This is a genomic window from Chroococcidiopsis sp. CCALA 051 (genome assembly GCF_003015105.1).
Classification (GTDB): Bacteria; Cyanobacteriota; Cyanobacteriia; order Cyanobacteriales; family Chroococcidiopsidaceae; genus Chroococcidiopsis; species Chroococcidiopsis thermalis.
Window position 1 is genome coordinate 23,638 of sequence record NZ_PYCI01000014.1, and the last position, 20,546, is coordinate 44,183.

Below are 20,546 nucleotides of genomic sequence, written 5' to 3' on the forward strand. Positions count from 1 at the left end.
TGACCAGTAACCAGTGACCAGTTACTTACGACTTACGACTTCTCATTCATGTTGTCCCAAATCTACTACATTGCCCGTTCTAAGTCTGATGGCAGCTATTTAGTTGCCCGGGTAAATCGCGATGTAGCTGAGAAAAACACAGGCTATTTGTTACTATTTAGCGAGCATTTTGAGGCATTGACTTATCTGAATACTCATGCTGCTAGTGTAGCCGACCAATTTGCAATTGAGTCGATTCCTGGTACTCAACTAGGAGCGTTATTGAAGCGTTGGAATTTTATTGGTGTCGGGATCGTACGCGATCCATTATTACCAAAGATTGAATTTCTCATCTGTGATTAGTATTAAATATATCTATCCTGATGTAGATGTAACTAAATCAAAGATTAGCGCTAAATAAAGAAGGTTGGTTCCGAATTTTGCTGAATTTCAGCGAAACGTAGCCATAAATTACAAGTTTGTTATTACAATTGTCGATCGCAGGAGAAACCAGTATGCGCTCTGTTCGATTCAATTTATCTGCGTTGCGCCCAGTTCGCATTTTATTTGCTATCTGTGTCAGCGCGTTGCTAGTATTCTCTCAAGCGCTTCCCGCTTTCAGCGCTCCTGTCAATCCCGGTGGTAGCCCCACTGCTCCCCAGCAAGGTGAAGCTCAGCTAAGAGGCATTGAGAAAGAAGCCCAAGAAGCAGTACTCAAAGATCCTTACTCGCGCAAAGAAACGCAAACCAAAGCTCAAGAAGGACTCAATGAAGTTCAAGGAGCTGCTGACTTAAACAAGATGAGTCGTCCAGAAAATGCTAAAGCAACCTCAGTAGAAGACAAACTGAAAAATGCTTTGGAATCAGTTACTGGTAAAGACTAAAGCTTTTGATGTAGCTTAAAGATTCGGAACATTAATATTGCTTGACGTGTGGGGATGATTCTGGCGGTGGTCATCCCTTATTGCTGTCTTTTGTCTGCCTTCTCATATTACAAACCAGTAAACTCTGCATCTGTAATCAGGCGGGGATTTTTTGTATTAGCAGAGATCCAACTGCGATCGCGAATAGCTAACTTGCAGGCAGAATAAGTTTTGTAAGTTTTGCCATTATTGACAAATGTACTGTCGCCGCGATCGCCACCAAAAACAGCCTAATCTGTCTTTTTATAACGACTCGGCTTTATAGTTCCCCACATCTGTAGCATTAACGCACCAGACCCATTGCAAATGCGTGCGTTCCACACCTTTGTTGGAGAATAGACTTTTGATATGTTGCCACATGCGCACATAATCGGTCGTCGATTTGTGCCTTGAGCTGCACTCCAAGGATACCAGTTGCCATTCATTTCGTGAGCGAGACGAATGAATGTAAGTCGGCAATTTCGGTATTAATTTCCCTTTGGCGAATCTTGGAATAGCTCAAAGTGCGGCAACCGTCAATTTGCAATCCGGCTTGAGCAGCTCTAAATCGCTGTTGTGCTTGAGCTAGAAGCGCCTGCGCTTTTTTTCCCTCAGCTTGCGCTTCTTCGTAGCGGAGAAAATCTTTTTCGGCTGTAGCTGGAGAAACGCTCCCAGCCTCTAACAACCCCTAGGCGCGCTCGGCATCAACTTTAGCAGTTTGAGCGGCAACAGTGCGCGATCGAGTTCCCTTTGGGCTGCTTCAGCAGGCTCCTCCACAGTGAAAGTACCGATTTCAGTTGCGGGACAAACAGCAACGAACCCGTACTATTACGGTGTGCATATAAGTTAATTCTGATTAGAGCGCTCGATAAGACGTGGTTTTGGCGTGTAGGGAGAAAAACCCACAATTCCCATCATTTCTCCATTAGAGGCTAACTATCGGCTTGGGGATCGCTAAATTCAGCGCGATCTCTAGATGAGGAATTTTTGACACGATCGGGTTCATTAATTATGTAATCCAAAATACTTATTGTAAAGAGAAAGAAAATTTCTTAAGTATTTCTTTGAAATTAGTTGTTGGTAATTGGTCACTGGTCACTGGTCACTGGTCACTGGTCACTGGTCACTGCTCCCCTGCTCCCTACTCTCTGCTCCCTAATAACTGTCAACTGAATTTGTGGTTTCATGTCACAATATCTGTTGATGCGTGCTAAGCCTTTTGGTGTATGCCGAACTATATAGTAGAATGCTCTGGTTTGCTCGATACTGGGCTTGCCAGTATCGATCCGACTGCGACCCTCGTTCGCGGATCTGAGTACAGGCGATCGCGCCCCAAATAGTAGCTTAATATTTACGCTCTGATTTTTTATTTATGATTTTTACGGAGCGACCGATTGAGTCATTGTCGCTTTCGGTGTCTGAAATTTTCGTGTGAGGAAGTGCGGTGAAACAACAGCATTTATTTCTAGTGCGTAACTTCTGTTCGAGTCTAGCTGTAGCACTCTTAGCAACCGAGCTAATTAAGATTGAACCAGCACCAGCGATCGCGAGCGAAACTCCATCTGTTGATAGTGCGATCGCTATGAAATCTGAACCTAGTAAAACTCAGTCCATTAAAGCTACCAAACAAGGTTACCTGCAAGCAAAAAGCTCGTTTCGTCACTCCCAAGCCTCGGTTCTCTTGTCAAAACAGGAAATTGGGAGTCGAGAGTCGGGAGTCGGGGGAAGAGAGCTGAGGAGGCTGAGGGAGCTGAGGGAGCTGAGGGAGAAAAACAACCATCAACCGTCTTCACGGAGTGTAGCGCCAGCGTTTACCGTCAACCACCAATTACCAATTACCAATTACCAATTACCAACAACTGTCAGCCAACAACCAACAACTAAACCTAAACCAGCCCAACCGCCTGCTAATGCTCAGGTAAACGATCGCAAGGCTCAAATACCTAGTTATCTCAATCCCAATCCCAATCCATTGCGATTTCCCACAAAACCAGAAGAAGTACAGGTTGTAGGCGCTCAACCAATTACTTTCCAGCAGGCTTTAGACCTAGCACAGCGTAACAGCACGCAGCTGCAAGAAGCAAGGCTGAACGTACAGCGGAGTCAAGCACAGCTACGACAGGCTTTAGCAGCAGAATATCCACGCTTGGATCTGGGTGCGGGTGTCACTAATTCAGGGAACAATCTTTTCAGCGAAGAACCGGAACAAAATGAATTCGAGCAATTCTTTGGTGGAGGTCAAACCGATAACAACGATACTAGTGTGAGCGGCAATCTATCACTCACCTACGATTTGTTTACTTCTGGAGCGCGTCCAGCTAATATTCGTGCTGCTGAAGAACAGTTGCGTTTTAATCAGTTAGATTTAGAACGGACGCAAGAAGAACTGCGCCTCAACGTTGCCAATGATTATTACGAATTGCAACGAGCTGACGAACAAGTACGAATTCAGCGATCTTCGGTAAATAATGCCCAGGCAAGCTTACGCGATGCCCAAGCCCTAGAACAAGCTGGGGTAGGAACTCGCTTTGCCGTCCTCCAAGCTCAAGTGCAGTTGGCGCAGGCAACCCAAAGATTAACTGATGCCTTAAGCCAGCAGCGGATTGCCCGCCGTCAAATTGCAACGCGAATTAATTTAAACGACTCCATCGTGGTTACGGCTGCCGATCCGGTAGCAGTTGCCGGACAGTGGAACTTCTCCCTAGAAAACAGTATCGTACTGGCTTTTAGAAATCGTGCCGAACTAGAACAGCAATTAGCACAGCGTAATATTAGCGAACAACAACGGCGTGCTGCCTTAGCTGAATTAGGACCGCGAATTAGTCTTGCTGCCCGCTACGGTCTCGAAGATACATTTGACGATGAAACGAATTTTGCAGATAGCTATTCTTTGCAGGGAAACTTAAACTTAAGTTTATTTGATGGTGGAGCAGCAAGAGCGAGAGCTAGGCAGGAAGAGGCAGATATCGCGATCGCTGAAACCAATTTTGCCGGACAGCGTAACCTAATTCGCTTTGAAGTAGAACAAGCTTTCTCTCAGTTGCAGTCCAACTTAGAAAACATTCAAACAACCTCTGTTGCATTAGAACAATCGCGGGAAGCGCTGCGATTGGCACGCCTCAGATTTCAAGCAGGTGTAGGGACGCAAACAGAAGTGATTGATGCTGAGGATGACTTAACTCAAGCGGAAGGCGATCGAGTCAATGCGATTCTAAACTACAACCGCGCCTTAGCTCAGATTCAGCGATCGATTAGCTCTGGTCAGCAACGCTGAACTAGGGGCGAGGAGTGAGGAGTGAGGAGTGAGGGGACAAGGAAGACAAGGGAGAGGGGGAAGATGGGGGAGAGCGCTCTCGAAAATTCTTTGAGTGTCCTCCCACACTTCCCACACCACGTACCACTCTCTTTCCCTCACTCCTCGCTCCTCGCTCCTCATTTAGGCTTTCCCTCTCCAGGGAGAGATTGCGGGGTAGAAAGAATAAACTTTTCTGGGTTTCTCAGGAAGGAATCGCAATTCTTGTCAAGAGCAACGCAGATGTTACCTAAAGCGAGTTGATATTCTTCGATATTGCCTTGTTTGAGAAACAGTTTAGCGGCTGTTTGTAAATCTTCTACTGCTTCGCGATCGCTCTGTCCGCTATACTGAGCTAGCTCGTAGCGGACAATTCCCCGCTTGAGATAGGCTTCTGCTTCTTGGGAGTCAATACTGAGCGCTCGGTTAAAATCTGCAATTGCGGCTTTGTAGCCCGTACTCAAGTCCCCTTTATACTGTGCCAGTTTGTAGTGAACGATGCCGCGTTTGACCAGTGCTTTGGCAGCACGGGGATTGAGCCGCAAAGAGCGATCGAAGTCTTGAATTGCTTGCTGATATTCTTTTTCGGGATTTTTACTATACTGAGCAATTTCATAACGTACCATGCCACGACTGAGATAGGCTTCGGCTTGGTTGGGTTTGAGTCCCAGAGTACGATTGAAGTCTTCAATCGCTCGGCGATAGGTACGGTCGGGGTCGCCGCTATGCTGGGCAACTTCGTAGAGGGCGTTACCCCGGTTTAAATAGACTTGAGCATCCTTGGGATTGAGCTTGATGGCGCGATCGTAATTATCAATTGCCCCTTCATAGTCTCCTACTTTGTAATAAGCATCGCCCTGCTTGTAGTAGGCAACAAAATTATTGCCGCTTTTTGCTGCTACTTTGCCGTCACTTGGTGGTTCGGGGATCGAGGTAACGCTAAAACGGCTGTCAAAGGGCAGTTGCACGTCACTTAACACCTGCATCAACAGGATCAAGCTCACAGCTCCTAGACTAAACGTACCCATCATCATCAGGTTGAACTTTCTGCGGCTTAGCCTTCTACTTCTTGGCAGTGTCAAAAATAGTGGTGCGTGTTTGCTGAGCGTGGCAGATGAATAATAAGCGGCGGAGCGATCGAGCGCTCGATACTGTCGATATACAGGAGGAGTACGCTTAGGTGGCAAAGGTTGGAGGTGTTTTTTCTGTCTGACTGCCTCCAAGGACGGAAACGGGTCGCGCCCGCCTAATTTTACTGCCCGCTCGCACCAAGGACAGCTTTGCAGGTGATCGCTGTAGCGATGCTGATTGTTGGCGCTACAGGTTGTCAAAGCGTTTTCTGCTTCTTTGAGGGCAGCTTGCCAGGTTTGGGCGTTGGGACGGAGATTGGGTTGAGAATGACCTGCATCAAAACACTTGACAAATAACTGCCTCAAACTAGGGTGTAAAATCTCCCAGTTTGGTGCAATCGGCGTAGGCTTGTACGGTACTGGCTTGCTGCCATAGGTGAAATGTCCTGCCGCTATCCGTGCTGCATAGGGTGGGGGATCGCCACTACCTTGATAAATTCCTGAAAAAGGATGAGTTCCTTCCATTAGCAGTTGGAAGATCAGGACTGCTAGCCCAAATAAGTCGTGTTCTGGGGCGCGATCGATCTGTCCGAAATTCTTTCCTTGCAGTTCTGGCGGCGTAAATTCTGGCTTGCCGACACCGCAGCGATAAATAGCTGCTGTTTGTAGGTCGCGGACTTGAAACGAATCCGTATCTACGAGGGTGACGAGAGCAGTATCGCTGACTAAGATGTTAGATTCGTTCACATCTCCAACGCAATACCCGCGTGCGTGCAGCGCTCCCATGGCAGCGGCAATATTACGGGCAGTTCGATGGAGATAGAGGTAGTTAAAGAACGGGCATTTTTGCCGTCGCGTTTTGGGATTGTAAAAATCGAGTAGGGAGTGCATCCCTTTGACTCGCGGCATCAGAAAGCCGACGACCCGATTGCTGCCATCAGTTGACCTCAGCAACTCTTCAGGCCAAGCGATCGAAATATGTCCCTGCCCCGCCATCGGGTTATCTGGCGGGTTAGCAAGCATGGCTGTGAGCTTAGATGCCTGAATCTCTCTAGGCTTGTGATAAACCTTTGCTACTAGTGCCTCGTTCTGCGGTACAGTAAAGACACGGGCTTCTCCCCCATGTCCGAGGCTAGAGTTGGGGTCCAACGTGATAATTTGGTTGTTGGAGCTTCGTTGCAACCGCATGGCAAAATTAACTCACAAGCGTCGCCAATAGTAAAGTCAAGTCGTCATCCGTCCGTTCCGTAATTCTTGGCGATCGCAAAAACGCCGCCAGTTGTTCTTTAGCTTCACTCTCATCCTCCACACCTGCCATAAATTGAAACAGGGGAGAAAAAAATGGTTTGTAGGGTGAACCATCGCCCATGTTCACAGCTAGCATCTGCAACCCATCTGAAAACACGGCAATATTTGTCGTCGTTCCCCGCCAAACGTTGACTTGGACTGTCTCCAAGGCTTGGGGGGAAACTAGAAAAGTTGTTTCATTAATATATTCTCCTTTTTGAGCGGCAGTCAGAGCAAAAATCTGACCGTCGCGATCGCTCGCTACTGCCAAGCCATCACCTACCTGCACCGCGGCGACTAATTCTGGGGTAGCAACTGCTAAAATCAACGTCGTCGCTAACTCCCGCGCCTGCTTGCCACAGACGGCTGCTTCTGCTTCTACTGCTGTCTTTGCTGCTGCCAGAGCTTGAGTCAGAATTCGCTGCCATCCCTGCTCGTCGTCAACCAAATGCAGCCTAGAGCCTTCAGCACAAATCGTCTCTACCGCCGTTTGCGCGGCGACAATTGCCCCGACTTTGCCTAAAGCTGCACTTCCTGCCCCGTCAGCTACTGCTGCTACCAAAACCCCCGTGGGCAACTTTTCCCAATGATGAGCGTCTTGACAAAGCTGTCCGACCTTTTCGTGGCTCGTACCTCGAACTGAAGCGGATGCAACTCGCCATTGCCGGATCTTAGCAGGAGCATCTAACTGTCCTGTTGTATATAGCTCATCGTGGGCATCGTTACGCATTCATCGTGATTCCTTACTGATTCCTAGCCTATCTTAGGTGAACGGACAATCAGAGCGATCGCATCGCTCGACAAATCCTCCTTTTGTATACGGTAATGTGTACGGTTCCGTCAATTTACTCATTCATCTCTTTACACTTTCATTATGTACTTAGGGATAAGGGGTAAGGGAAAGAGGTAAATATTCAATTCCGAATTCCGAATTCCGAATTCCGAATTCAAGTGGCTCCCCACCCCACAGGTGGTAATGCTACTTGTTCGTCGAGACGAGAATGGGAAACGGCTGTGATGCTAGCAGACAACCAGAGAAACATTTCCGTAAACCTCAGCCCTTGAAGTCTGAGTGGAGTGCGGACAGATATGTACTTGAGCCGCTCCAGATTAGCATTTTCTACACCTACAGAGAAAAAAGCTACATGCTTGTTAACTTCATCTGTCTCAATTCGCTGCCTTGCCTGCTCGATTAATTGCTCTGATTCTCCTTGGGGTTCTCCATCTGTAATTAAAAATATCCAGGGACGATAATAAGCTACCCCGTGAGCGCGGTATGTAGCTTTGCGAGACTGGATCATGTCTAGGGCGCGATGAATTCCAGTTCCCATACAGGTTAAGCCTTGCGCTGTCAGCTCTGGTAGATCGAGTTGGTCGGGAGTGACAAAATCCTGTATAACTCTGACATCACTATCAAAAACCACGAGCGCCACCTCAACACGTCGGGAAGCGAGAGAGTTTTGTAATAAATCTGTTTGCAATGCCCGCAGCCCTTCATTTAAAGCATCTATTGCTGCTCCTTGCATCGAACCTGAAGTATCTAGAAGTAATACGCAAGGACAGCGAGGTTCTGGATTTTCAGCAAACTCTACCGCTTCATCAAGTCTTAATTGGTCAGACATACTTAACAATTTAGGTGGGAGACTTAGCTACTTGACATATGTGGTAGCTTTTACTCACTAGTGGACTGAGTAGATGGGCTGCTGGCATTGACAACAATTTATCTATGATAGTTCAGCTTTGACTTTACTAGTTCTTTTATCTCTGTAGTTTCAGCTGCATCAGTCCGGTATTTTACTCCCATTCATTTCACTAGGGAAAAATCAGGAGCAAATTCAGACAATCGTTGCAGTTAACTACGCATACAAGACCAAGGCGACAAATTACTTAACTTTCCCACAGATTGTTTTTCTATATGTCCAAATCCTTTGTCATACGCCAATAGCTAAAAACTGTAAACTGGATGGTTAATTTTTATAGATTGCGCTATAGTCAATAGAAACTGTTAGCCTTTCGTCAATTTTTTATGATTTGCAGGGGTTCTAGCGGTGTAAGAGCAGATACAGCTTACAATATTTTAATAAACTTAACTAGGTTATCTCAATCCTCTTACCTCAATTGATTCAGACAAAAACACTCAAATTGCTCGAAATTAAGGCTTTGCTAAATAGGCATTGTCAGTTAAAGTATTCGCTCGCTTGGAAAAAGGTTTAAGTGCTAAATGGCTAGCTGTGGAACCTTTCAGAAGTTAAGTCCGCTGAGTTTATTGGCGCACTTGTCTAGTTGTTATGATAGTGCCTTGTTAAAGGTGACTAGCGGTGCTGTTACATGGTCGGTCTATCTTGAAGAGGGAAAGATTACTTATGCTTCCCATTCAATTGCTGCCTTCGATCGCCTCGACTGTCATTTGCATCGCCTCAGTTATAAAGTCCCGACGCTGACAAGTGAAACTAGAGCGCAATTAAGTTTGATTTTTGAAACTGAAGCAGAACAGCGGTCAGATACTAATCCCGAATATCAAGCAATTGGTTGGTTAGTTAACCATCAATATTTAAATGCCGAACAAGCAGCAGAATTAGTTGCAGAATTGGTTGGAGAAACGATCGAGTCGTTTTTATTAGTTAAATCGGGGCAGTACGACTTTAGCAGCAACTCAAACTTAGAGCAAATTTTTTGTCGGCTCGAACTACAACCGATTGTCGATCTATGTCAAAAGCGCCTGCAAAAGTGGCAAGCTCTAGCACCAGAAATTTTCTCACCCTACCAGCGGCTTTATTTTTCTAACCGTCACAAATTAGAACAGCAAATTCCGCAGGAAATTCAGCAAAAGTTTAGTACGATTCTCAAAGGTTTCAGTTTTCGTCATCTGGCAATTCTATTAAATCAAGACGAACTCGAATTGGCGCAGAACCTACACCAGTATATTGCAGCAGGAACAATTTTGTTGCAAGACCCCTATGCGCCATTTGACCAATTACCAAGAACTTTTGAACAGACTGCATCGCCATCAACAACACCAATTGTCATACCGGAAAAAGTCCCCTTACCGCTAGATGATATCCGCGATCGCCACATTAGCGATCGCCGTCTGGCTGCAACTCCAAAAGCTTTCGAGCGCGAACCAGCAAGAGAGACGCAACTTCCCACGACACAAGAAAAATCTCTTCCCATACAGTCTCCACAGCCACACTCAGAGCCAGTCAAACATAGCTCTCAACCGCCAGTTAATTTCCCGATTACGCGGACGACACCCCCAGTTCCTCCCACGCATGTAGAGACTCCTACATCCCCACCAACTGTTATTCCCGATGCCCCGGCTCCGAGAAATAAATATAAAATTGTTTGTGTGGACGATAGCCCAGCAATGTTGCAGGAACTGAAAAAGTTTTTAGAAGACGACTTATTTTCAGTTTTTACAATTGACAATCCTGTTAAAGCTTTAATGCAGATTATTAAAGTCAAGCCAAATCTCATCTTATTAGATGTAAATATGGCAGGAATTGACGGTTATGAATTGTGTCGTTTGCTTCGCAATCATTCTCTATTTAAAGATACGCCGATTATTATGGTGACGGCAAATACAGGAATTATTAACCGAGTCAAAGCTAGAGTTGTCGGTGCTTCAGGTTACTTAACTAAGCCTTTTAGCCAACCAGATATTCTTAAAATGGTATTTAGGCATTTGACATGAGAGTAAGGTAAGCATTGCCTACCGTTTATAAATCAGTATCGTTGGTGAGGGAAGAAAACTGTGTAGTAAAGGGAAGGATCGACCCGATCTGTAAACCGAGGATATAAATTGCGATCGCAAATAGAATTGGATTCCTGCGATTGGGATGAATTGTCCGGCTGTACTTCTTCAGCAGATTCGCCGAGCGAAATTTCTGGATAAAGTAGATCTGCTAGTTTTGACCAAGTAACAGAAAAAGGATTTTGTAAATATTTCTGTACGAGCGATCGCTTACCCGTTTCCTTTGAGTTATCTAGTTGCCAATCGTTTGTATGCTCTCTCATAATGCATTCCTCGCGGCTATTGCGTGCGCTTGCTGAATCACGCTAAAGTTTATTAGCCACAATCGCACCGAGTTATGCACAATTTTATGGTGGAGGAATGCTATTCGCCATTAATTTGAGTCGTTGAGGCAGGATAGAAATTAGGCGATCGTCGATAAATTTACATGTATGTTGATAGACTTTCTATTCATTACTCAAATATACGATCTTATCCCTTACCCAAGCTCGAAAAGATTTGAGTAAAGCTACTTCTCCCTGTATGGGAATCTGCTGCATAAAATTACTCATATCTTCAACAGATATAAGAGGAAAAGCAAGACTCACATCACGCTCTCTATATTCCTCTACTTCTAGTCGATAAAATTTTAATTTTTTTCCGTCGTATTTCCAAAGTTCAGGAACACCTAAAGCAGAATAAATACCAAGTTTATTTACAGAACTACTAGTAATATCAATTTCAATTGCTAAGTCAGGCGGTGGAGCGGTTTCTAAATTTAACTTGAGCTTGCCTCTAACTGCTAACTCATTTTGAATATAAAAACAACAATCTGGTTCTATACTGCGATTAGCTACTTGGCGTTTTAGAGTTGTTGAACCAGCGCTTCTAGCTTCAATGTTGAGTTCTTCAGCTAGGGCAATTATAAAATTACCTAAATTGCTTTTGTAGCTTTCATGTTCAAAAAGTGGAGTCATAATTTCCAACGTGCCACGGTCATAAGCAAAGCGGGAACCTCTGTTTTCACCTGTTTCTTTGAGTAAAGTTTCAAAGGTTTCCCAGCTAATGTTATGTAGCACTACTCTAGACTCTGCTGGAGTTGAATAAGTAATCATATCCACTGGCTTTAGAGTCAATTGGGTGAGCTAAGCCCACCCTTTTACCTTAACCGAAGATGCTACCAAAAAATTCTACTGCTTCCTTCAAAGCAACAATAAATATGTCAATCTCTTCACGGGTATTGTAAAAAGATAAACTTGCCCGTGCGGTAGATTGAGCGTGGATGTAACGATGTAAAGGCTGCGTACAGTGGTGTCCGGCGCGAATAGCAACCCCAGCTTGATCTAGTAGAGTAGATAAATCGTGAGGATGGACATCGCCAGCCGTGAATGAAGCTAATGCAGCTCTACCCACACCTGCTACTTTAGGTAATGGACCATAGGTGCGGACTTCAGCAATTTGACTCAGTTGCTCGAACAGATATTGCGTCAATTCCGATTCGTATGCATAAATTTTATCCATGCCGATCGCCCCTAAATAGTCTACAGCTGCACCGAGGGCGATCGCTTCTCCGATTGCTGGCGTACCTGCTTCAAATTTGTGCGGTAAATCGGCGTAGGTAGAACGGTCTAAATACACGTCGGCGATCATTTCACCACCACCCAAAAACGGTGGCATCGATCGCAATAATTCTAGTTTTCCATACAAAAAGCCAATTCCCGTAGGAGCGCACATTTTATGACCGGAAGCTACCAACCAATCGCAGTCCATTTGCTGTACGTTGACAGGCATATGTGGTACGCTTTGGCAAGCATCGATCAAAACTTTCGCACCGTGTTGATGGGCGATCGCAATTATCTCTTGTACTGGGTTAATGCATCCCAAAGTATTAGAGACGTGAACCACAGCCACAAGTTTTGTTTTATCGGAAATTAAAGACTTATATTGTGCTAAATCGAACTCTTCCTCTGGAGTTAGTTCGACAAACTTCAATACTGCACCCGTTCTTTGGGCTAGGAGTTGCCAAGGTACTAAGTTGCTGTGGTGTTCCATCACGGAAAGGATGATTTCATCTCCCCGTTGGATATTGCTATTACCCCAGCTATAAGCGACTAAGTTAATTGCTTCGGTAGCATTGCGGGTAAAAACAATTTCTTCTCGCTGCGCCGCATTGACAAACGCAGCCACCTTATCCCGCGCCCCTTCGTAAGCTTCGGTTGCTTTAGCCGCTAGGGTATGCACGCCGCGATGAACGTTGGAGTTATATTGCTCGTAATAATCCCGTAGGGTGTTGAGGACGAGTAAAGGTTTTTGGGAGGTGGCAGCGTTGTCGAGGTACACCAATGGTTTGCCATTGACTTCTTGATGCAGGATTGGGAAGTCAGCGCGGACGATATCGGCGAGGGTTCTTGCTTGGGTAAAAGTCATGGTTCAAGTCGAGAGAAGGAACAGAACGCAAATGTTGTAGGGGCGGGTTCACCAGAGTTCTCTACTTGTAACCAAATATATTGGTAAACCCGTCCTCACTTTCGGTCAATCAGCCAGATTTAATGTTGTAGCTTCGCGGGTAACAGCTTTGAGCAGAGTTTGTTGTAAAGAGGGAATTGGTAGTTGGTTAATAATCTCAGCAGCAAAGGCGTTAACTAACAAATTTTGAGCGTCAGCAGCATTAATTCCGCGACTTTGCAGGTAGAAAATCTCATCGTCTTCCAACTGGCTGACAGTAGCACCGTGACTGCACTTGACGTTATCGGCAATAATTTCCAGTTGAGGCTTGGTGTCTACTCTGGCTTTAGGAGAGAGGAGTAAGTTACGGTTGAGTTGTCCTGCATCCGTCAGTTGAGCGGCTTTAGCAACAAAGACTCTACCATTAAATACAGTGTGGGCTTTATCGGCGACAATGCATTTATGGAGTTGACGGCTCATACTATAAGGATAATTTAGTGCGATCGCGCTATGGGTATCAGCTGTTTGTTGCCCTGCTATCATAGTTAAGCCGTTGAGATTTGTTTCTGTCTGTTCTCCTGTCTGGAAGATTTCTAAATTGTGGCGCGACAGTTTCGCCCCTAAAGTAATCGCATTGCAGGTGTAGCGGCTATCTCGTGCTTGAGTAATCGCAGTTTTACCAATATGGAATGCTTCTACGCTTTCCCGCTCAACTCTAGTATGGCGAACTTGGGCATTTTCTCCCAGCCAGATTTCCGTAACAGCGTTGGTAAAGTATACCGTCTCTCCAACTTCGGCTTCGCCTTCTTCAGGATCTTCAATATTAAATTGATTTAAGTAGTCTTCCACCAACGTGACGCTACTACCAGTTTCCGCTACCACCAAGCAGCGCAGCTGTTGAATCGTCGGCGTTCTGAAGGAATTAGCAATAAATAGCAGGTGAATTGGAGTTTCTACTACAACATTCTTAGGAATCCAGACGACAGCAACATCCATGATTCCAGCCGTATTGAGAGCTGTGAAGATTTCTTCTCTTCCCTCAGATTTTGCCAGGTAGTTGTCAAGGCGATCGCGGTATTCTGCTGGTAATCCTGATAAATTGCTAACTACTACACCTTTCGGTAAATCACCGATTGCAGAATGTTCTGGCGTATACACCCCGTTGATAAATACCAAACGACTATTTGCTGCTTCTGAGAAGGTGAGTGGTGTCACCAGTGCTGCTGGTAATCCGGTGGGAGCCGCCACTTGAAAGTTAAACTGTTTTAAAGCAGATAAATCGGTAAACCGCCACTCTTCAATTTTGGTAGTAGGGAGAGTAGATTGACGGATAATGGAAGAAGCGCGATCGCGAATTTCTTGTAGAGACGTTACATGTAACGTCTCTACTACGTTGTGGGATATTTCTACACCCTTTTGACACTGTTGCAGCAACTCTATCAGGTAGTTATCCCCACCCGACACGCTACCATGACTGCCATTCGTCACTGTCGGAGAAACTTGAATATTCATTACACTCCTACCTCAGTCGCAGCTTGCTCCAACACCCAATCGTAACCGCGAGACTCTAATTCCAGTGCTAACTCCTTACCACCACTCTTAATAATCCGTCCCCCAGCCATAACATGGACGTAATCTGGGACGATGTAGTTGAGCAATCTCTGATAGTGAGTAATTAGAATTGTGGCATTTTCAGGGCTGGCTAATTGATTCACGCCATTAGCGACAATCTTCAGCGCGTCGATATCTAATCCTGAATCTGTTTCATCCAAAATTGCAATTTTTGGTTCCAACAGTGCCATTTGCAAAATTTCGTTCCGCTTCTTCTCGCCGCCAGAAAACCCTTCATTCACGCTGCGGTTTAAGAAAGCCGCATCCATCTTGACAACATCCAATTTTTCTTGGATCAAATCGTCAAAATCGAATGCATCCAATTCTTCTAAACCTTGCTCTTTTCGGCGAGAATTATAGGCAACTCGCAAGAAATCCAAATTACTTACGCCAGGAATTTCTAAGGGATACTGAAATGCCAGAAAAACTCCAGCTCTAGCTCGTTCTTCCGCTTCCATCTCCAGCAAATCTTTACCTTGAAAAATTGCTTCACCACCTGTCACCTCATAAGCTGGGTGTCCTGCTAAGGCTTTAGAAAAAGTGCTTTTACCAGAGCCATTCGGTCCCATAATCGCATGGATTTCTCCAGCGCGAACCTCTAAATTCACTCCCTTTAAAATTGGATTCCCATCAACTTCAGCTGTCAGGTCTTTCACCGACAGCAAAATTTCACTATTTTCAATAATCATTACTCTCTACGTCCTCTGCACTCTCTCTATTCACTTGCGAATTGCTTGATTGAGGGTGAGCATTGCCCACCCTATTTTATTAACCCACACTACCTTCCAGTTTCAGACTCAGCAGGCGATCGGCTTCTACAGCAAATTCCATTGGTAGTTGGTTAAACACATCCTTACAGAAACCGCTAATCATCATCGAGATTGCATCTTCTGAAGAAATACCTCGTTGTGCGAAGTAGAATAACTGATCTTCACCAATCTTAGAAGTCGAAGCCTCATGCTCGATCTTGGCAGTGTTATTTTGTACCTGAATGTAGGGGAATGTATTCGCCCGTGCATTGTCTCCAATCAACATGGAATCGCATTGAGAATAATTCCGCGCTCCTTGTGCTTTCGGGTTAACTTTCACCAAACCACGGTAGCTGTTGCTAGAATTTCCGGCAGAAATTCCCTTGGAAATAATCGTGCTGCGGGTGTTCTTGCCAACATGGATCATCTTCGTTCCTGTATCGGCTTGCTGCATGTTATTTGTCAGCGCCACAGAATAAAACTCACCGACAGAGTTATCGCCGACTAACACGCAACTAGGATACTTCCAGGTAATTGCCGAACCTGTTTCTACTTGCGTCCAAGAAATTTTAGAATTAACTCCTTGGCACAAACCGCGCTTGGTGACGAAGTTGTAAATTCCACCTTTCCCCTTCTCGTCGCCAGCGTACCAGTTTTGCACGGTAGAGTATTTAATTTCGGCATTGTCTAGAGCGATAAGTTCTACCACCGCTGCGTGCAGCTGGTTGGTGTCGTACATTGGTGCGGTGCAGCCTTCTAGATAGGAAACGTAGCTCCCTTCCTCGGCTACAATCAAAGTCCGCTCGAACTGTCCTGTATCGCCGCTGTTGATGCGGAAATAAGTAGACAGTTCCATCGGGCATTTGGTGTTTTTGGGAATATAAACGAAGGAACCATCACTGAATACAGCGGAATTGAGTGCCGCGAAGTAATTATCTGCTGTTGGGACGACACTACCCAGATATTTCTGTACCAACTCTGGATATTCCCGTAAAGCTTCGGAAATCGAGCAGAAAATTACACCTTCTTTGGCTAGCTTTTCCTTGAAGGTAGTCGCTACAGAAACGCTGTCAAAAATGGCATCTACTGCGACATTAGATAGACGCTTCTGTTCTGATATGGGAATACCAAGCTTTTCAAAGGTTTCCAGCAATGCCGGATCGACTTCCTCCAAGCTATTCAGTTGCTTTGGTTTCTTTTTCGGCGCGGAATAGTAGATAATATCTTGATAGTTGATGGGAGGATACTGGACACTGTGCCAAGTAGGTTCTGTCATCTTCAGCCATTGACGGTAAGCTCTCAGACGAAATTCCAACATGAACTCTGGTTCTTCTTTCTTAGCAGAGATCAGGCGGATAACGTCTTCACTCAGACCGCGAGGAATGATATCTGCCTCGATGTCGGTAATAAAGCCGTACTTGTAAGGCTGGTTGACGATGGTTTTGACAGTTGCACTCATTGGTAGTGTTCTCTCGGTTGGGCTGAAATGCTTGAAGTAGCTCTTTAAGGATGAAAGACGGGTGGTCTAACCCCTTCCCACCTTCCTCATTGTAAAAATCGTAACTAAAACAACACGCTTGTTGTTTAACCTGTCTCCATTTTACGCTACATTAACAACAGGTATGTTGTCAAAGTAAAATTTTCAGCTGAAAACTTTGGAATGACAATGGTGACAACGCAGCAGCCCTCGACCAAGCAGGATATTCTGCAATATTTAATGAAGCAGGGGCAAGCCACGGCGCAGGAGCTAGCCACAGAGCTTGATGTCAGTCCACAAGCGATTCGTCGCCATTTAAAGGATTTAGAGGCAGAGGAACTTATTGTATATCAAGCAGTTCATCTGGGCATGGGGCGACCGCAGCACGTATATAAACTAAGCGATCGCGGGCGCGATCGCCTACGTCGTACTATTAATGATGGAGGGGGAGACAGTCATGGGCAATTTGCCGTTTCCCTGCTCGACACCCTCGCTCAAACAGTGGGGCGAGAACAAATGGGGACGATTTTACGAATGCAATGGGAGCGTAAAGCTCTAGAATACCGCGATCGCGTTGGTGAGGGTTCGCTGCAAGAGCGAGTCGCCAACTTGGTAGAATTGAGGAAAGCTGAAGGCTACATGGCAGAGTGGTATTTTGTCAACGAAGAGAATTCGGCTAGGGGATTTATCATTACCGAACATAATTGCGCCATTGCCAACGTTGCTGAGTCCTTTCCTGTAGTTTGCGGACACGAATTAGAAATGTTTGCCACAGTTTTACCCGATTGTCAAGTCGAGCGTACCCACTGGATTATTGACGGCGAACACCGTTGTGGTTATTTAGTCAGAGCTAGAGGTTAGGGGTTAGAGGTAAGTCGTAGGGACGGGTTTATCTAAAATCTTCGTCGGCATCAGAGTTGTCTGGTGAACCCGCCAGTACAAAAGTTAAAAGTCAAAAATAAAAATCTATTACCAACTACCTATTACCAATTACCCATTACCAAACTAGTTTTATGAATCTAGACCAACAACCTTCAATGCAATTTCTCTCGGCGGAAGAGTCAGCCAAGGTAGATGCAGCCTTGCTTTCTTCTCCAGAAAAGTTTTTAACCAGACTGACAGTTTCATCGCTACGGCTGTTGAAACATATAGCCGAAGACTACGGCGTAAAGATGGAAGATTTAACCGCAGAGCAAGTGGTAGCCTGGTTTGAGAAAGATGGCAAGATTAGACGCGAACAAGGACTTGAGGCGGCTTTTCTGAAATGGTAGCTATTCAGTTATCGGTTATCAGTTATCAGTGGAGAGTGGTGCGCGACAAATGACGAATGACGAATGATCAATAACTCTTTTACCCTTGAGACACAGCGGTCGCATTGACATCTATATTGCGATCGAATATGATTCGCGGTCGGAATAGAATTTTCAAAATCAGTAAAATCGATTTAAATTCCCCTGGCGTGTTGTGGCGCTTCCATTGTCCAGGGCGACAAAATAACATTTCCACTAAGCAGCGATGTTGACTGAGACTGAGTTGCTGAAACACAATCCTGACTGTAGGAAATTCATTTTGAAATCCAGTCCGAATCACTTGACCAGTTAATTCTACTCCTTCCTCCATAATTTCTAACGTGACTGGCTGCATTTCTGCTGCTGAAATTATTGCTTTTTGTGTCAAAGCAATTTCCGCGCCAACTTCAGAAATCATCGTCGTGACTCCCCAATAATTTTCCCCTTGAATATTGCACCTTACTGTTCGCCGAAGGGCAAACCAATCGTAAACATCTGGTTTGGGAGCGTCGAGCAGAATTAAAATTGCAATACCCAACATAATTAAGTTGTAGCCGCTCCATAGCCAACCCAAACCAATGCCTCTAATTTGTTGAGCAATCTCTAATGGTACTGTTGTTGCCCATTCTGCTTTCGCCATAGACATTCCTAAGTTGCGCCACAGACTGATAGCTGTGACACTAAACATAATAATTAAAGGTGAAGCTAGTTTCCAATTGAATGAAAAGCGATCGCGTTGTTGTCCTTTTGGAGTAACTTTAAATCCTTTGGCGAACGGTCTTAACATGACTTGAATTACTGTCAAAGCCAAGGGAAAGCATAGAACTAAAGAATATATATCTGATAGTAAAGCCGAGCGAGAGCGGTGATTCAACCAAGCAAATACTGAGAGTTGAACTAAATAGTAAGGCAAAAAGAAATATAACAATTCGGTTGCTGTTGCCCTGAGTGGAATCACTCCTAAAAATGAATAGGCAAGCGGCATAACTAAAAATCCAACACGGGAAATACTAGTGAACCAATGCAATAATCCTTCTAAATGTGCAATTCTTTGTAAAGGTCGCAATCCTTTGATAGTTAAAGGGTTTGCGTCGATAAAAAATGCTTGTAACGTCCCTTGCGCCCATCTGATCCGCTGTGTAGCATGAGCGGCGATGTTTTCGGCTGCTAAACCTGCACTGAGTTTTTCATCTAAATAAATTAATCGATAACCCTGCGCCGATAAACGAATTCCAGTAAAGTAATCTTCACTCAAAGAATCTGTGACAAAACCGCCAGCAGCTTGTAGTGCTTTGCGTCTGACGACAAAAGAAGTACCAGCACAAATGACGCTATCAGCTCCATCTCTAATGGGCTGAATTTGACGATAAAAAACTTCTTCTTCAGGAGTAACCGCATCTTCCAGCCCTAAATTACGGGCGATTGGATCGGCGTTATAAAAACTTTGAGGTGTTTGAACTAAAGCAATTTTTTCGTTTTGAAAAAAGCCAACAGTTCGATTTAGAAAATTTCTGGTTGGGACAAAATCTGCATCAAAAACAACGACTAACTCACCTTGCGTTTTGGCAATCGCGTGATTTAAATTACCTGCTTTAGCGTGCTTATTATCGGGACGAGTTAAGTATTTACAACCCAATTCTATAGCTAAATCTTTAACTTCTGCTCGGCTCGTATCATCAAGTAAGTAAATTTTTTTATGTGAATATTCCAGTGCTTGGCAACCGATAATAGTCCGTTTGAGGATAAAAGTAGGCTCGTTATAAGTAGGAATTAAAATATCAACATTCGGGGTAAAGCTACCGTCAAGCACGGCTACAGCAAAGCGGTCGGCTTCGCGGCTGCGGTCTTTGACATTCAACATTAAAAATAATTGAATTGTACTGCTAGTTAACACCAGAAATTCTAAGAACAATAATCCCAGACTAAACACACCATTGAGGGGAGTAGCAAGATTGAGCGTAGTTAGCGATCGCCAAATAATATAACGAATAGTCAAAAGCAGTAATATTGCTACTACAATTTGTCGCGACCATCGTTTCGGTTGGGGAGAAATTCGCATGACTAGCATCACAATTAGTAGTAAAACAATTGTGGGAGCTAGTAAATATCCTCCTGACAACATTGGTACTTCTAACCAGAAAGGAGGATTATTTTGAAAATTTTGTATTTGTAAAAAAATCGAATTAATTCTGCCTTCTCCGGCAAACCATCCCCCAACTATCAGGCTAGAAAATGCCACGATACTCAGCATAACTAGCGTAGCGAGACGCGATCGCCTCACGCGCCTGAGTTCTCTCTGCTCTATCCCCTGACTTTTAATCTGAGAAACTGTCATTCCTACTACCCAATAATTTTCCTAACAAATACACTGGATTTTTGTTAGCAATCCATGTTAGGTAACACAATTGTAAAATAATTATAATTTTTATTATCGTTTATTATGTCAACTTTTAGCTAGTAGTTGAAATTTTGTTTGCTCCTAACTGTCCCAATAGAAATCTGCCAGCAATAGCGTGATGTATTGCTGTAGAAGCAGACTAAAACAGATATTCAGATAGTTCTATGACCGTAGAGCAATAGCTGAAGTTCCCCCACGGGTAGAGTATATTGTCCGATCTCCCTACATACGTCACACAGCAGTAGCAAATTACGCTGCATCAAGAATCATCTCAAACTTGATTACAATCAAGGATTGGCTTGAGTAATGGGAGTATA

17 protein-coding genes are annotated in these 20,546 nt (G+C 44.6%); 6 read left to right on the top strand and 11 right to left on the bottom strand.

What is annotated here, in order from left to right:
• The first annotated feature begins 48 nt into the window (after window positions 1–48).
• Entirely contained in the window at window positions 49–342 is a 294-nt protein-coding gene (locus tag C7Y66_RS05225; protein ID WP_015154050.1) for a hypothetical protein, read from the top strand.
• Between the two features lie 152 nt (window positions 343–494).
• Complete coding sequence (locus tag C7Y66_RS05230) at window positions 495–863, top strand: low temperature-induced protein (protein ID WP_106544777.1); 369 nt, start codon at window positions 495–497, stop codon at window positions 861–863.
• Between the two features lie 460 nt (window positions 864–1,323).
• Here C7Y66_RS05230 and C7Y66_RS05235 read toward each other — a convergent pair whose 3' ends face one another.
• Window positions 1,324–1,566, bottom strand: coding sequence for a hypothetical protein (locus C7Y66_RS05235; protein WP_106544748.1), 243 nt, complete (start codon window positions 1,564–1,566; stop codon window positions 1,324–1,326).
• A gap of 759 nt (window positions 1,567–2,325) precedes the next feature.
• Here C7Y66_RS05235 and C7Y66_RS05240 point away from each other — a divergent pair.
• Complete coding sequence (locus C7Y66_RS05240; protein WP_106544749.1) at window positions 2,326–4,155, top strand: TolC family protein; 1,830 nt, start codon at window positions 2,326–2,328, stop codon at window positions 4,153–4,155.
• A 158-nt stretch (window positions 4,156–4,313) separates the two neighbouring features.
• On the opposite strand, the gene C7Y66_RS05245 is transcribed toward C7Y66_RS05240, so the two are convergent.
• The 3 genes from C7Y66_RS05245 to C7Y66_RS05255 form a co-directional block, all read right to left on the bottom strand.
• Window positions 4,314–6,431 carry a tetratricopeptide repeat protein gene (locus C7Y66_RS05245; protein ID WP_106544750.1) on the bottom strand — a complete coding sequence of 706 codons (2,118 nt, stop codon included), beginning with the start codon at window positions 6,429–6,431 and terminating at the stop codon, window positions 4,314–4,316.
• Between the two features lie 7 nt (window positions 6,432–6,438).
• On the bottom strand, window positions 6,439–7,260 hold the full coding sequence (locus C7Y66_RS05250) for a PP2C family serine/threonine-protein phosphatase (RefSeq protein WP_199197255.1): 822 nt from the start codon (window positions 7,258–7,260) through the stop codon (window positions 6,439–6,441).
• Window positions 7,261–7,477: 217 nt separating this feature from the next.
• The gene (locus C7Y66_RS05255; protein WP_015154056.1) at window positions 7,478–8,152 is read right to left on the bottom strand and encodes a VWA domain-containing protein; all 675 of its coding nucleotides are present in this window, start codon (window positions 8,150–8,152) and stop codon (window positions 7,478–7,480) included.
• A gap of 599 nt (window positions 8,153–8,751) precedes the next feature.
• Between C7Y66_RS05255 and C7Y66_RS05260 the strand changes: the two genes are divergently transcribed.
• On the top strand, window positions 8,752–10,221 hold the full coding sequence (locus C7Y66_RS05260) for a response regulator (RefSeq protein ID WP_106544751.1): 1,470 nt from the start codon (window positions 8,752–8,754) through the stop codon (window positions 10,219–10,221).
• Between the two features lie 32 nt (window positions 10,222–10,253).
• On the opposite strand, the gene C7Y66_RS05265 is transcribed toward C7Y66_RS05260, so the two are convergent.
• The 6 genes from C7Y66_RS05265 to sufB all read right to left on the bottom strand — a co-directional run bounded on the left by C7Y66_RS05265 (window position 10,254) and on the right by sufB (window position 16,524).
• The gene (locus C7Y66_RS05265; protein ID WP_106544752.1) at window positions 10,254–10,544 is read right to left on the bottom strand and encodes a hypothetical protein; all 291 of its coding nucleotides are present in this window, start codon (window positions 10,542–10,544) and stop codon (window positions 10,254–10,256) included.
• A gap of 183 nt (window positions 10,545–10,727) precedes the next feature.
• Window positions 10,728–11,375 carry a Uma2 family endonuclease gene (locus tag C7Y66_RS05270; protein WP_106544753.1) on the bottom strand — a complete coding sequence of 216 codons (648 nt, stop codon included), beginning with the start codon at window positions 11,373–11,375 and terminating at the stop codon, window positions 10,728–10,730.
• Window positions 11,376–11,424: 49 nt separating this feature from the next.
• The gene (locus C7Y66_RS05275) at window positions 11,425–12,687 is read right to left on the bottom strand and encodes a SufS family cysteine desulfurase (RefSeq protein WP_106544754.1); all 1,263 of its coding nucleotides are present in this window, start codon (window positions 12,685–12,687) and stop codon (window positions 11,425–11,427) included.
• 105 nt (window positions 12,688–12,792) lie between these two features.
• Complete coding sequence (sufD, locus tag C7Y66_RS05280; RefSeq protein WP_106544755.1) at window positions 12,793–14,217, bottom strand: Fe-S cluster assembly protein SufD; 1,425 nt, start codon at window positions 14,215–14,217, stop codon at window positions 12,793–12,795.
• Window positions 14,217–15,005 carry a Fe-S cluster assembly ATPase SufC gene (gene sufC / locus C7Y66_RS05285; protein ID WP_015154062.1) on the bottom strand — a complete coding sequence of 263 codons (789 nt, stop codon included), beginning with the start codon at window positions 15,003–15,005 and terminating at the stop codon, window positions 14,217–14,219. Before sufC ends, sufD begins: the two co-directional genes overlap by 1 nt.
• Before the next feature lie 79 nt (window positions 15,006–15,084).
• A complete protein-coding gene (gene sufB / locus C7Y66_RS05290; protein WP_106544756.1) occupies window positions 15,085–16,524 on the bottom strand; it encodes a Fe-S cluster assembly protein SufB in 1,440 nt (479 codons plus the stop codon).
• Window positions 16,525–16,731: 207 nt separating this feature from the next.
• Between sufB and sufR the strand changes: the two genes are divergently transcribed.
• Window positions 16,732–17,403: an iron-sulfur cluster biosynthesis transcriptional regulator SufR gene (sufR, locus tag C7Y66_RS05295; protein WP_106544757.1), complete on the top strand. Its 672-nt coding sequence runs from the start codon at window positions 16,732–16,734 to the stop codon at window positions 17,401–17,403.
• 152 nt (window positions 17,404–17,555) lie between these two features.
• A complete protein-coding gene (locus C7Y66_RS05300; protein ID WP_106544758.1) occupies window positions 17,556–17,813 on the top strand; it encodes a hypothetical protein in 258 nt (85 codons plus the stop codon).
• A gap of 79 nt (window positions 17,814–17,892) precedes the next feature.
• Here C7Y66_RS05300 and C7Y66_RS05305 read toward each other — a convergent pair whose 3' ends face one another.
• On the bottom strand, window positions 17,893–20,166 hold the full coding sequence (locus tag C7Y66_RS05305) for a glycosyltransferase (RefSeq protein WP_106544759.1): 2,274 nt from the start codon (window positions 20,164–20,166) through the stop codon (window positions 17,893–17,895).
• Window positions 20,167–20,546: the final 380 nt, after the last annotated feature.

Bases quoted from the DNA above. Each gene is read 5' to 3' on its own strand.
- C7Y66_RS05225 (WP_015154050.1), top strand. From the start codon at position 49: ATGTTGTCCCAAATCTACTACATTGCCCGTTCTAAGTCTGATGGCAGC.
- C7Y66_RS05230 (WP_106544777.1), top strand. From the start codon at position 495: ATGCGCTCTGTTCGATTCAATTTATCTGCGTTGCGCCCAGTTCGCATT.
- C7Y66_RS05245 (WP_106544750.1), bottom strand. From the start codon at position 6,431: ATGCGGTTGCAACGAAGCTCCAACAACCAAATTATCACGTTGGACCCC.
- C7Y66_RS05250 (WP_199197255.1), bottom strand. From the start codon at position 7,260: ATGCGTAACGATGCCCACGATGAGCTATATACAACAGGACAGTTAGAT.
- C7Y66_RS05255 (WP_015154056.1), bottom strand. From the start codon at position 8,152: ATGTCTGACCAATTAAGACTTGATGAAGCGGTAGAGTTTGCTGAAAAT.
- C7Y66_RS05260 (WP_106544751.1), top strand. From the start codon at position 8,752: ATGGCTAGCTGTGGAACCTTTCAGAAGTTAAGTCCGCTGAGTTTATTG.
- C7Y66_RS05265 (WP_106544752.1), bottom strand. From the start codon at position 10,544: ATGAGAGAGCATACAAACGATTGGCAACTAGATAACTCAAAGGAAACG.
- C7Y66_RS05270 (WP_106544753.1), bottom strand. From the start codon at position 11,375: ATGATTACTTATTCAACTCCAGCAGAGTCTAGAGTAGTGCTACATAAC.
- C7Y66_RS05275 (WP_106544754.1), bottom strand. From the start codon at position 12,687: ATGACTTTTACCCAAGCAAGAACCCTCGCCGATATCGTCCGCGCTGAC.
- sufD (WP_106544755.1), bottom strand. From the start codon at position 14,217: ATGAATATTCAAGTTTCTCCGACAGTGACGAATGGCAGTCATGGTAGC.
- sufC (WP_015154062.1), bottom strand. From the start codon at position 15,005: ATGATTATTGAAAATAGTGAAATTTTGCTGTCGGTGAAAGACCTGACA.
- sufB (WP_106544756.1), bottom strand. From the start codon at position 16,524: ATGAGTGCAACTGTCAAAACCATCGTCAACCAGCCTTACAAGTACGGC.
- sufR (WP_106544757.1), top strand. From the start codon at position 16,732: ATGGTGACAACGCAGCAGCCCTCGACCAAGCAGGATATTCTGCAATAT.
- C7Y66_RS05300 (WP_106544758.1), top strand. From the start codon at position 17,556: ATGAATCTAGACCAACAACCTTCAATGCAATTTCTCTCGGCGGAAGAG.
- C7Y66_RS05305 (WP_106544759.1), bottom strand. From the start codon at position 20,166: ATGACAGTTTCTCAGATTAAAAGTCAGGGGATAGAGCAGAGAGAACTC.